This window comes from Sphingomonas sp. DC5200-1 (assembly GCF_049897245.1).
GTDB classification, from domain to species: Bacteria; Pseudomonadota; Alphaproteobacteria; order Sphingomonadales; family Sphingomonadaceae; genus Sphingomonas; species Sphingomonas aquatilis.
Genome location: NZ_JAFCVW010000001.1, coordinates 75015 through 87799 on the forward strand (window position 1 = coordinate 75015; position 12785 = coordinate 87799).

The window sequence follows — 12785 nt, forward strand, 5'->3', positions numbered from 1 at the left end:
TCGCAGGTCAGGCGGCGCGGCTGAAGGCGGACAGGCGAGGATGCAGGTGGCGCTCCTCCCAGTCCAGCCGGCGGCGCAGCCTGGCCTGTAGCATCAGCACCGCGCGGCGATAGGCGGGGAACTCCGCCTTCACGCGCTGCGGCGGCCAGGCCGCCACCTGCGCGCTATAGTCGCGAATCAGCACCTGCATATCCGCGGCGCCCTGGATGCGGATCGGGTCGTCTACGGGCAGCTGCTGGCAGCACGCCTCTTCCCGGGCGACATGCGCCTGAAATGTCTGATAGAATTTCACGCGGGCGCGTTGCAGGTCTGCGTCGAACCCGGTCGATTGGTCCATCGCCATGGCGAAGCTGTGCATCAGCGTTCGTAATTCGTCATGGTCGTGGTGCAGATCGTGCATCGGCTGGCGAACTCTGGTCCGTTGGGGGATCGCCGTACCCCGAAAACATTTACCAAAATCCTATGATGCCAGACGCTTCCGGCGTGCTGCACGCACCCTTCTTCTCAGATGCGTCCGCCATGGCTACAGGCATTGCCATGACCGAGCTTCCCAAGACCTTCGACCCCGCGACAATCGAACAGCGCTGGTATGCGCATTGGGAGGCGAACGGCCTGTTCCGTCCCGACCGGCCGAACGCCGAACCCTGGACGATCGTCAACCCGCCGCCCAACGTCACCGGCAGCCTGCACATCGGCCATGCGCTCGACAACACGCTGCAGGATATCCTGACCCGCCATGCCCGGCTGAAGGGCAAGGATGCGCTCTGGGTCGTCGGCACCGACCATGCCGGCATCGCGACGCAGATGGTGGTCGAGCGCCAGATGAACGCCGCCGGCCAGAAGCGCACCGACCTCAACCGCGACGACTTCATCGCCAAGGTGTGGGAATGGAAGGCAGAGAGCGGCGGCCAGATCACGCAGCAGTTGCGCCGCTTGGGCTGTTCGATGGACTGGGCCAATGAACGCTTCACGATGGACGAAGGCTTTTCGAAGGCCGTGCTCAAGGTCTTCGTCGAGCTGCACCGCCAAGGCCTGCTCTACCGCGACAAGCGCCTCGTCAATTGGGATCCGGGCCTCGGCACCGCGATCAGTGACCTCGAGGTCGAGACGCGTGAGGTGAATGGGAGCTTCTGGCGCCTGCGCTATCCGCTTGCCGACGGATCGGGCTTCATCGAGGTCGCGACGACGCGGCCCGAGACGATGCTCGCCGACATGGCGGTCGCGGTGCACCCGGATGACGCGCGCTACACTGCCTTGGTCGGCAAGCAGGTCCGCCTGCCGATCACCGGCCGCCTGATCCCGATCGTCGCCGACGAACATGCCGACCCCGAACTGGGATCGGGCGCGGTGAAGATCACGCCGGGCCACGACTTCAACGACTTCGAAGTCGGCCGCCGCGCCGGGATCGAGGCGCGCGACATGCTCAACATGCTCGATGCCAAGGCGCAGATCGTGCAGACCGCGGACGGCCTGATCCCCGCCGATCTGCTCGGCCTGTCGACCGCGGACGCGCGGAAAGCGATCGTCGCCCGCCTGAAGGACGATGGCGTCCTGATCCCGCACCTCGACAAGGACGGCAACGAGCACGACGCCGAACCGCGCACGATCCAGACGCCGTTCGGCGACCGCTCCGGCGTGGTCATCGAACCCTGGCTGACCGACCAATGGTACGTCGACGCCAAGACGCTCGCCGAGCCCGCGATCGAGGCGGTGCGCAGCGAGGCGATCAAGATCGTCCCCAAGACCTGGGAAAAGACCTTCTTCAACTGGATGGAGAACATCCAGCCGTGGTGCGTCAGCCGCCAATTGTGGTGGGGTCACCAGATCCCGGCGTGGTTCGCCGACGACGGCCGCGTGTTCGTCGCGGAAACCGAGGCTGAGGCACAGGCCGAAGCGGGCGAGGGCGTTACGCTCACCCGCGATCCCGACGTCCTCGACACGTGGTTCTCCTCCGCGCTCTGGCCGTTCGCGACGCTCGGCTGGCCCGACAACGCCGATCCCACGCTCGGCGGCCGCTATCCCAATGACGTGCTGATCTCCGGCTTCGACATCCTGTTCTTCTGGGATGCGCGGATGATGATGCAGGGCATGCACTTTCTGAAGGACGTGCCCTTCAAAACGCTCTACCTGCACGGCCTCGTCCGCGCGGCGGACGGCGCTAAGATGTCGAAGTCCAAGGGCAATACTGTCGATCCGCTCGGCCTGATCGATACCTACGGCGCCGACGCGCTGCGCTTCTTCATGGCGGCGATGGAAAGCCAGGGTCGCGACATCAAGATGGATGAACGCCGCGTCGAGGGCTATCGCAACTTCGCGACCAAGCTGTGGAACGCCGCGCGCTTCTGCCAGGCGAACGGCATCGGCGCGAGCGCGACGATCGAGGCACCGGCCGCGAGCCTGCCCGTCAACGCCTGGATCATCGGCGAAACGATCCAGACCGTACAGGCGATCGACCTCGCGCTCGCCGACCTGCGCTTCGATGCCGCGGCGAACGCCATTTACCAGTTCGTCTGGAGCCGCTTCTGCGACTGGTATCTCGAGCTCATCAAGCCGCAGGTCGTCGACGGCGTCCGCGGCGAGATCGACCCGGAATCCAAGGCGGTCGCCGCTTGGGTACTCGACCAGATCCTGATCCTGCTCCACCCGTTCATGCCCTTCATCACCGAAGAGCTGTGGCATGCCAACCCGCGCGACCACGACCTGATCGTGGCGCAATGGCCGATGGCCGATGCGCGCAGCCTCGATCCGGCGGCGGAGGCGGAGGTCGCGTGGCTGATCCGCCTCGTCGGCGAAATCCGCACCGCGCGGACCGAGCTCAATGTGCCGCCGGGTGCGCGATTGGTACTCCACACCGTCGACGCCGATGCGCTGTTGCGTGACCGCTTGGGGCGCAACGCCGCGACCCTCGGTCGTCTCGCCCGTACGGAAACGGTCAGCTTCGACGCCCCCGCCGCGGGCAGCGTGCTCCAGATCGTGGTCGACGGCACCACCTTCATGCTGCCGGTCGAGGGCGTCATCGACCTCGACGCCGAACGCGCGCGCCTGACCAAGGGCATTGCAGCCGCGGAAAAGGAACGCGATGCCCTCGCCGGCCGCCTCGGCAACGCCAGCTTCGCCGAACGCGCCAAGCCCGAAGCGGTGGAAAAGGCCCGCGCCGATCACGCTGAAAAGGCAGCAGAGGCGGAACGTTTGTCAGCCGCCCTGGCGCGCCTGGGCTAAAGGGGAGGGCGCGCGCCTAGCCCCACCCACACCGTCACCCCGGACTTGTTCCGGGGTCCACTCCGCGGCGAGGGGGATGGCTGGAGGCTCTATCGTCCCCCCGCGGCCCGGTGGACCCCGGAACAAGTCCGGGGTGACGGGTGATTTGCGGTGTCTGTTGCGCGTCTCGCGGAGTAAGATAGGGCAGTGGAGCGGCGATCGACCTGCCAAACCGCAACGTGAACTCACCGACCGAGCGGCCGCCTCGCTACGAGAAGGCCACGCCGCTCACCCCACCCACGCCGTCACCCCGGACTGGTTCCGGGGTCCACTCCGCGGCGAGGGGGGTGGCTGGCGGCTCTATCGTCCCCCCGCGGCCCGGTGGACCCCGGACCAAGTCCGGGGCGACGGAGTGTTTGCGGTGCCTGTCGCGCGTCTCGCGGAGTGAACAGGGCGGCAGAGCGGCGATCGACCCGCCAAACCGCAATGTGATCTCACCGACCGATCGGCCGCATCGCTACGACGAGGCCACGCCGCTCGCCCCATCCACCCCGTCATCCCGGACTGGTTCCGGGGTTCACTCTTCGGTTAGGGCGGCGGCAGGGCTCGAACATCCCCGTGCGGTCGGAACCAGTCCGGGGTGACGGGCACTTAGACGCTCCGCCGCCGCCTCGCTCCAGGGGCCGACGACACACGAAACAGGGACACACCATGGCGAAACCACAGCGTGACCTCACCACCGGCCCGATCGGCCGCACGCTGTTGCTCTTCGCCCTTCCGACCCTCGGTTCCAGCGTGCTGCAGTCGGTCAATGGATCGATCAACGCGATCTGGATCGGCCGCCTGCTCGGCGAGCGCGCGCTGGCGGCGACGACGAACGCAAGCCTCGTCATGTTCCTGCTCATTTCCGCGGTGTTCGGGTTCGGCATGGCCGCAACGATCCTGATCGGCCAGGCGATGGGCCGGCGCGATATCGACGGCGTGCGGCGCGTGTTCGGCACCGCAGCCGGCCTGTTCGGATTGCTCTCCGTGGTCGTCGTGGTGGCGGGCTGGTTCGCGACGCCCGCGATCCTCACCGCGCTGCGCACCCCCGCCGACGCCTATGACCTCGCGCTCGATTATCTGCGCGTCATCTTCGTCTCGATGCCGACCAGCTTCCTCTCGGTCCTGCTGTCGATGGCGTTGCGCGGGGCGGGGGATTCGGTGACGCCGCTCAAGTTCATGGCGCTGGGGTCGCTGCTCGACGTCACGCTCAATCCCGTGCTGATCCGCGGCCTTGGCGGCGCGCCCGAACTGGGCATCGCCGGATCGGCGCTCGCGACCTGCATCGCGAACACCGTCTCGTTCCTCGCATTGCTTGCCTATGTCTATCGGCAGGACCTCGTCGTCCGGCTGCGCGGGGTCGAATGGCGCTATCTGATCCCCGATCCCGCGCTGCTGCGGCCGATCGTGACCAAGGGCGTGCCGATGGGCCTCCAGATGTTGGTCGTGACCGCCTCGGCACTGGCGATGATCGGCCTCATCAACAGTTACGGCACCACCACCACCGCGGCCTATGGCGCGGCGAACCAGCTGTGGACCTATATCCAGATGCCGGCGATGGCAGTGGGTGCGGCGGTCAGCGCGATGGCGGCGCAGAACATCGGGGCAGGGCGGTGGGACCGGGTGGGGCGCGTGACGCGTGCGGGCGTGCTGATCAACCTCGCGATGACCGCCGCGCTGATCGGCGCGGTGGCGCTTGCCAATCGGACCGCGCTCGGCCTGTTCCTCGGCAGCGACGCGACATCGATCGACCTTGCCGCGCATATCAATATCGTCGGCTCGGTCAGCTTCCTGTTCTTTGGCGTGTCGATGGTGCTCGCCTCGACCGTGCGCGCGAACGGCGCCGTTGTCGGGCCGCTGGTGATTCTGGCGGTGGCGCTGTTCCCGGTGCGGCTCGGCATTGCCTATGCCCTGCAACCGATGCTCCACGCCGATGCGATCTGGTGGAGCTTCCCCGCCGGCACGCTTGCATCGATGGCGATGACGATCGCTTACTACCGTTATGGCAACTGGCGGAAGGGCCGCCTGATGCCCGCCGCGCATTGCGAGGAACAGGCGAAGGCAGAGGTCGAACCCGCCGCCCGGCAGATGCCGCTGGGCTGACGGGTTCGCCCGCGATGCCGCTTAGCCGCCGGCCTTGGCAGGTACGCCGGTCACGTCAGCCGTGCCGTCGTCGCCGATCGTGATCAGCCAAGCGCCGCCATCGGTGCAGCGGACGGCCCACACCGGCTTGCCGTTGTTGTCCTTCTGCCGCAGCGTGTCCGCGATGCCCTGGCACGATTGCTTGGCGTCATCGATCGCGCGGTACAGCACGCCGTTCAGCTGGCGCGGCGGCAGTGCCAGCACCTTGACGATATAGCCGCTGCCCTGCGACGTGGCGGTGGTGTTCGCCGCGACGGTCTCGTTCGATCCGCTCTGCGTCCCGCACCCTGCCAGCGCCATGCCCAAAACCAAGACCGGCCATCCACGCATCATGATCGTCCCTCGCTTGTCCGCCGCGTTCGTAGCGCGGTCGACCGTTAAACGCGATCGATACGCATCCGTTCCGGACTTATCGTCGCGGTTGAACCGTATCGCCGAGGGCGGCACACGCACAGGATGAACTGGCAGATATCGGTCGAGCGCCACGGCGCAGAGGAACAGCCCGTCGTCGTGATCGATGGCTTCGCCGATGCCGCGCGGTTTCGCGACGACGCCGCCTTCCTGTCGTTCGCGCCGATCGGCCCGCATTATCCCGGCATCCGCGCGGTGGTGTCGTCGCCGATGCTGCGCGATCCCCTCGCGCGTCTCGCGCCCATCGCTGCGGAGGTGTTCGGCGCGGGCACGCTGGAGGTGGTCGACGCATTCTATTCGATCGTCACCACGCCGCCATCGGCGCTCACCCCGATCCAGCGCCTGCCGCATTTCGACGAAGTCTCGCCGCGCCGCCTCGCATTGCTCCATTATCTCTCGCCCGACGAATCGAGCGGCACCGCGTTCTATCGCCATCGCAGCACCGGCTTCGAATCAATCGATGCCACGCGCCTGCCCGCCTATCGTACCGCGCTCGACGCCGATCTGGCGGCCCATGGCCTGCCCGACGCCGCCTATATCGCGGGCGACACACCAGTGTTCGAGCGCATCGCGCTGCATCAGGGGCGCTTCAACCGCGCGATCCTCTATCGTTCCAACACGCTGCATTGCGCGCATCTGCCTGACACGCTGTCGTTCGATCCGGACCCCGAAACGGGCCGGCTGACAGTCAACAGCTTCCTGGAATTGCGCGACTAATCCGCTGTTGCGGAAAAGACACGGCGGTCGCCGGCCGCAAGGCATGCGCCCGTGAATACGTATGTGGCCAACTTGGCACCTAATCCTCTCGCGTTCACAAGCCCGCAACACAGTCAGCCGATCGTCCGCGATGGTAGCGGGCGGGGGCATGGCATTCGTCAGGGGGAGGATTTTCGTGTCCCACATCGATTCCAGTTTTTCGCGTCGTGCGCTGATCGCGCTGCGCTCCAGCACCGTTGCGATCGGTAGCGTCCTGCTCGTCACCGGCGGCGCCGCCTTTGCGCAGGAAGCGCCCAACCCGCAGTCGCCGACCGCCAACCCGCCCGCCGCCGCAACGGTGCAGGCGCCGGCCCCCGCCGCCGACCCGACGCCGAACCAGGCCGCCGCCGTCCAGCAGACCGCCGCCAACGCCGCGGCCGATGACGGCGACATCGTCGTCACCGGCATCCGCGCCAGCCTTGCCAATTCGGCGAAGATTAAGCGCGATTCGACGCTGATCGTCGACAGCGTCTCGGCCGAAGACGTCGGCAAGCTGCCCGACGTGTCGATCGCCGACAGCCTCGCGCGCCTGCCCGGCGTCACCGCGCAGCGCCTCGAAGGCCGCGACCAGCGCCTGTCGATCCGCGGCCTCGGCCCCGATTTCTCTACGACGCTGCTCAACGGCCGCGAACAGGTGACCGTCGGCGACAACCGCGGCGTCGAATACGATCAGTATCCGTCGGAATTCTTCCGCAACGTCAACGTCTACAAGTCGGCGAACGCCACGCTGATCGCCGCCGGCATCTCGGGCACCGTCGACCTGCGCATGCTGCGCCCGCTCGATCAGTCGCAGCGCGTCTTCGCGATCAACGCGCGCGGCCAGATGAACGGCATCGACAATCTGAACCCGGATTCGTCGCGCTACGGCTATCGCGCTTCGGCGACCTACATCGACAAGTTCGCCGACAACACGCTCGGCATCGCGATCGGCGTGTCGGCGACGCAGACGCCCTCGCAGGACGAACGCTACAACGCCTGGGGCTATTCGGGCAGCGGCACCGCGGCCGACCCGTATGTGCTGGGCGGCGCCAAGCCCTATGTCCAGTCGAACGAGCTGCGCCGCTACGGCGCAGTCGCGACGATCGAATGGGCTCCGTCGGAGAATTTCCACTCGACGTTCGACGCCCTCTATTCGCACTTCACCGAAGAACAGCGCCTGCGCGGCATCGAATTCCCGCTCGGCTTCTCGGATCCCGTCAAGAGCGGCATCACGACGAACAACGGTTTCGCTACCGCGACGACGTTCAGCAACGTCTTCGCCGTGCAGCGCAACGACTATAACAAGCGCACCGCAGAGAATCTGTCGCTCGGCTGGAACAACGATTTCAAGATCGCGGACAACCTGCACTTCAACATCGATGCCAGCTGGAGCCGTGCGGATCGCACCGACTTCCTGCTCGAAACCAACACCGGCACCGGCTTTGCGAAGAGCGGCGTCGCCGATCGCGTGACCGTGACGCAGAACGCCAACGGCACCTACAAGATCGTGCCGACGCTGGATTACACCAACACCAGCATCTTCAAGCTGACCGACCCGCAGGGCTGGGGCAACAACGGCACGCAGCCGGTCGTCCAGTCGGGCTTCCTCAACCAGCCGAAGTTCCGCGACGACCTGAAGTCGCTGCGCGCGGCGCTGAAGGGCGACATCGACGGCAGCATCATCAAGAGCTGGGAAGTCGGCGGCAACTACAGCCGTCGTGAAAAGACCAGCGCCTACACCTCCTACTTCCTCTGCCCGACCGGCGGCGGCACCAACTGCACCGTTGCCAGCGGCACCCCGCTGACCGCGCCGCTGCCCACCGCCGCGCTGCTCGGCACCAACATTCCGCTGACCTATCTCGGCATCCCCGCAATGCTGACCTGGGATCCGCTGTACGTCTACAACAACGCGCTCAACAAGGCGTTCGACGGCCGTCCCTCGGCGCTGGTCCGCGACAATGTCGTCACCGAAAACGTCTGGACCGGCTACGCCCAGGCGAACATCGACGGCGAACTCGGCGGCAAGTCGGTGAAGGGCGCGCTCGGCGTGCAGGTCATCCGCAGCGAACAGCGCGGCACCGGCCAGATCGCCAGCGTCAACAACGGCATCGTCACGATCGCGCCGGCCGACCAGAAGTCGACCTACACCAACGTCCTGCCCTCGGCGACTTTCTCGGTCGAGCTGATCGACAGCGGCTACGTCAAGCTGGGTGCGTCGCAGACGATGATCCGTCCGCGCCTCGACCAGGAGCGTGTGACGCAGGATGTGTCGATCAACCTTGCCAACATCCAGGCGAACAACACCAATCCGGCGCTCAATCCGGTGTTCACGTCGAACGGCGGTAACGTTGCGCTGCGGCCGTATCAGTCGACGAACATCGACATCTCGCTGGAGAAGTATTTCGACGGCGGCGGCTATGTCGCTCTGTCGGGCTACTTCAAGCACCTCACCGACTTCGTCGATCCGAACAATGCCTATGCGTATGACTTCTCGGGCCTGCTCGGCGGCCTGACGGCGGCGCAGCAGCAGATCATCACCCGCAACAACCTGCAGATCGGCAACGTGTCGGCCCCGGCCAATACCGGCCGCGGCGAAGTGCTGGGTGTCGAAGCCACGCTGTCGCTGCCGTTCAAGACGCTGACCAGCGCGCTCGACGGCTTCGGCATGTTCGTGACGGGCAACTACACCGACTCGCGGATCGTCTATCGCAACAACCCGACGCCGATCACGCTGCCGGGCCTGTCGGATGTCGTCGCCAGCGGCACGCTCTACTTCGAAAAGTATGGCTTCCAGGCGCGCGTCAACTATCGGTACCGGTCGGACTTCCTCGCCGAAGTCGCGGGCCTCTCGGCCTCGCCGACCTACCGCACGGCTAAGTCGGAAGGCATCCTCGACGCGCAGGTCGGATATGAATTCCAGGAGGGCTTCCTCAAGGGCTTCTCGATCCTCGCCCAGGCGAAGAACCTGACCGATCGTCCGTTCATCACCTATCAGAACAACGACGTCCGTCAGGTGATCGACTATCAGCGCTACGGCCGCGATTATTACATCGGCATCACCTACAAGTTCTGATCCGGCCTATCCGTCATTGCGAGGGAAGCGCGGCAATCCAGAGCCGGACCAGGCGGCCCTGGATTGCTTCGCTCCGCTCGCAATGACGAACCGAGGTTGGCTTCGCGGCATCATACCCAATCCCCGTTTCCTTCCCCGGAAACCTTCGGGCTGTCGTCATGTGACGGCAGCCCGTTTTCTTGATAGGCCAACAGCATGGCGGACACTGCTCTCATCACGCCCATCACCACGATCGTCATCGCCGGTGGCGGCACCGCGGGCTGGATGGCCGCGGCGGCCTTCGGCGGCCTGCTCGAAAGCGGCTACCGCATACGGCTGGTCGAGTCCGAAGAGATCGGCACCGTCGGCGTCGGCGAGGCGACCATCCCGCAGATCCGCCTGTTCAACCAGGCGCTGGGGCTGGATGAGGACGCCTTTCTCCGCGCCACCGGCGGCACGTTCAAGCTCGGCATCGCCTTCGACGGCTGGCGAGACCCCGGCCACAGCTACATGCATGCGTTCGGCGACGTTGGCCGCGACGTCGGGCTGATCGCATTCCAGCATTACTGGCTGCGTGCGCGCCAGCTCGGCCTCGCCAAGTCCCTCGACGCCTATGCGCTGAACGAGGTCGCCGCGCGCGCGGGCCGTATGCACCGCGGCGGGCCGATCACCGCGCAGACGCTGCCGACGATGCCCTACGCCTTCCACTTCGACGCGGGGCTGTACGCCGCCTACCTGCGCCGCTTCGCCGTCAACCGCGGGGTCGAGCGCACCGAAGGCACGATCGACCGCGTCGAACGGAACGGCGACACCGGCGATATCGCAGCGCTAGTCCTCGCCTCGGGCGAACGCGTCGCGGGCGACCTGTTCCTCGACTGCACCGGCTTTCGCGGCCTGTTGATCGAAGGCGCGCTCGAAACGGGCTATGACGACTGGACGCACTGGCTGCCCTGCGACCGCGCGGTCGCCGTGCCCAGCGCCAATGTCGGCGCACCATTGCCGTACACGCGGGCGATCGCGCGTGAGGCAGGGTGGCAGTGGCGCATTCCGCTCCAGCACCGCACCGGCAACGGCTATGTCTATTGCAGCCGCTATCTCTCCGACGATGCCGCCGCCGCCGCGCTGCTGGCGAATATCGAGGGCGAGGCACAGGCAGACCCCCGCCACCTTCGCTTCGTCACCGGGCGCCGCAAGCGTGCTTGGAACCGCAACGTCGTCGGGCTTGGCTTGGCGAGCGGCTTTCTCGAACCGCTCGAATCGACCAGCATCCACATGATCCAGTCGGCCATCGCCCGGCTGGTGAAGCTGCTCCCTGCCTTGCCCATCGCCGACGCGCTGCGCGACGAATACAACCGCCAGACCGATTTCGAGATCGAGCGCATCCGCGACTTCCTGATCCTCCATTATTGGGCGAACGGCCGTTCGGAGCCGTTCTGGAAGGAACGCCGCGAGGCCGCCCTACCCGACACGCTCCGCGCCAAGATCGCGCTATGGCAACAGGCCGGCACGATCACGCGTGAGCACGAGGAACTCTTCACCGAAGACGGCTGGCTGCAGGTGCTGGCGGGGCAGGGGGTACAGGCAGCCGCCTATCACCCGCTCGCCGACCAGATCGGCGTCGAGGACTTGGCCGAATATATGGAAACGCTCGAACTGCTCTACCGCCGCGAAGCCCAGGCCATGCCCCCCCATGCCGACCTCATCGCCCGCCACTGCGCCGCCCGGGCCTGAACCTCCCCGTCATCCCATTCCGCCACCGTCATCCCAGCCTCGAGCCGTGATCCCGCTTCTTCTTCTATACCGGCCGGGAGTAGCGGGACCCCGGATCAAGTCCGGGGTGACGGATGTTGGGTGTCGTAATGCCCGGTGTAGGATCGATACGGCGGCTAAGTTCTGTGAAGAAGCACCACATTGCGCCTCCCGTCATCCCGGCCTTGAGCCGGGATCCCGCTTCTTCTTCTTCTGCACCGGCCGGGAATAGGGGGAACTCGGATCAAGTCCGGGGTGACGAACATTAGATGTCGCCGCGCCCCGTAGAGGATCGTTTCGCCCAAGGTGTTCATCTTGTCTATCGTCAGGCGGACGCCCGCACGATCAACCGCGGCTGCAACAGCGCCGTATCGGTTGGCTGGTCCGCGATCCGGCGCAGTAGCGTGTCGACCAGCACCTCGCCGGCCTTACGGTAATCCTGCGCGATCGTCGTGAGCGGCGGCTGTGTCGTCGCCGCGGCGGGAATGTCGTCGAAGCCGATGATCGCCACATCCTCGGGCACGCGCCGCCCCGCCTCGGTCAGCGCGCGCACTGCGCCCAGTGCGATCAGGTCCGATGCCGCGAACAGCGCGTCGAACGGCAGGTCCCGCGCCAGCAGTCGCTTCGTCGCGTCATAGCCCGATTGCTCGACCGACAGCGCATCGGCGTGCAGGCCCGGATCGACCGGCAGACCCGCCGCGCGCAACGCCGCGCACAGCCCGCGATAGCGGTCGCGGAACTCGGGATAATGATCGTCGGCGTCGCCGATGAAGCCGATCCGCGTGGTGCCGCGCGCGATCAGATGCTCGCCCGCCATCCGCCCGCCGGCGATATTGTCGCAGCCGATCGTCACCCCGATCGGATGCGCGTCGACCGATCCCCAGCGCACGAAATGCGTGCCCTGCGCCACCAGCGCCTCCAGTCGCGCCTTGTACAGCTCGTAATCGCCATAGCCGAGCAGGATGATCCCGTCCGCCTTGCGGCTGTCCTCATAGTCGGTGTGCCAGTCGGCGGAGAGCTGCTGGAACGAGGTGAGCAGGTCATACCCCCGCGCCGCGCAGGTGCGCAGGATCGACCCCAGCATGGAGAGGAAGAAGGGGTTGATGAAGCTGCCATCGTCCAGCGGATCCTCGAAGAAGAGCAGCGCCAGCGTCATGCTCTGCCCCCGCCGCAGCGACGATGCGTTCTTGTCGACCTTGTAGTTCAGTTGCCGCGCGATCGCCTCGATCCGCATCCGCGTCGCGCTGCTGACCGTGCGGTCGCCGCGCAGCGCCCGGCTGACCGTCGGCTGCGATACGCCGGCGAGCGCGGCGATGTCGAACGAGGTCGGCGGCTTGTCGCCCGCGCCTGTTCCCCGTCCTCTGCTCTTCACGGCCATGCGGGACTGTAGCCAAAGCCGGGCGGTAGGGATAGCGGCGTTGAATACGTATGCCCTATGCTTGGCTTGGGCGCGTGG

The 12785-nt window shown here is 66.4% G+C and carries 8 protein-coding genes; 5 read left to right on the forward strand and 3 right to left on the reverse strand.

Annotated features, from left to right (window positions below):
- Nucleotides 1–7: 7 nt before the first annotated feature.
- Complete coding sequence (locus ACP7A3_RS00455) at nucleotides 8–400, reverse strand: hypothetical protein (RefSeq protein ID WP_426254564.1); 393 nt, start codon at nucleotides 398–400, stop codon at nucleotides 8–10.
- A 137-nt stretch (nucleotides 401–537) separates the two neighbouring features.
- On the opposite strand from ACP7A3_RS00455, the gene ACP7A3_RS00460 reads away from it, so the two are divergent.
- The gene (locus tag ACP7A3_RS00460; protein WP_426254565.1) at nucleotides 538–3219 is read left to right on the forward strand and encodes a valine--tRNA ligase; all 2682 of its coding nucleotides are present in this window, start codon (nucleotides 538–540) and stop codon (nucleotides 3217–3219) included.
- 690 nt (nucleotides 3220–3909) lie between these two features.
- Complete coding sequence (locus tag ACP7A3_RS00465; protein WP_426254566.1) at nucleotides 3910–5343, forward strand: MATE family efflux transporter; 1434 nt, start codon at nucleotides 3910–3912, stop codon at nucleotides 5341–5343.
- Nucleotides 5344–5364: 21 nt separating this feature from the next.
- On the opposite strand, the gene ACP7A3_RS00470 is transcribed toward ACP7A3_RS00465, so the two are convergent.
- Nucleotides 5365–5715, reverse strand: coding sequence for a hypothetical protein (locus ACP7A3_RS00470; protein WP_426254567.1), 351 nt, complete (start codon nucleotides 5713–5715; stop codon nucleotides 5365–5367).
- Between the two features lie 123 nt (nucleotides 5716–5838).
- Here ACP7A3_RS00470 and ACP7A3_RS00475 point away from each other — a divergent pair, with 123 nt between their 5' ends.
- The 3 genes from ACP7A3_RS00475 to ACP7A3_RS00485 all read left to right on the forward strand — a co-directional run bounded on the left by ACP7A3_RS00475 (nucleotide 5839) and on the right by ACP7A3_RS00485 (nucleotide 11311).
- The gene (locus tag ACP7A3_RS00475; protein ID WP_426254568.1) at nucleotides 5839–6510 is read left to right on the forward strand and encodes a DUF6445 family protein; all 672 of its coding nucleotides are present in this window, start codon (nucleotides 5839–5841) and stop codon (nucleotides 6508–6510) included.
- Nucleotides 6511–6685: 175 nt separating this feature from the next.
- A complete protein-coding gene (locus ACP7A3_RS00480; RefSeq protein WP_426254569.1) occupies nucleotides 6686–9601 on the forward strand; it encodes a TonB-dependent receptor in 2916 nt (971 codons plus the stop codon).
- Between the two features lie 195 nt (nucleotides 9602–9796).
- Entirely contained in the window at nucleotides 9797–11311 is a 1515-nt protein-coding gene (locus ACP7A3_RS00485; RefSeq protein WP_426254570.1) for a tryptophan halogenase family protein, read from the forward strand.
- A 343-nt stretch (nucleotides 11312–11654) separates the two neighbouring features.
- Here ACP7A3_RS00485 and ACP7A3_RS00490 read toward each other — a convergent pair whose 3' ends face one another.
- A complete protein-coding gene (locus ACP7A3_RS00490) occupies nucleotides 11655–12707 on the reverse strand; it encodes a LacI family DNA-binding transcriptional regulator (protein ID WP_426254571.1) in 1053 nt (350 codons plus the stop codon).
- Between the last annotated feature and the right edge of the window lie 78 nt (nucleotides 12708–12785).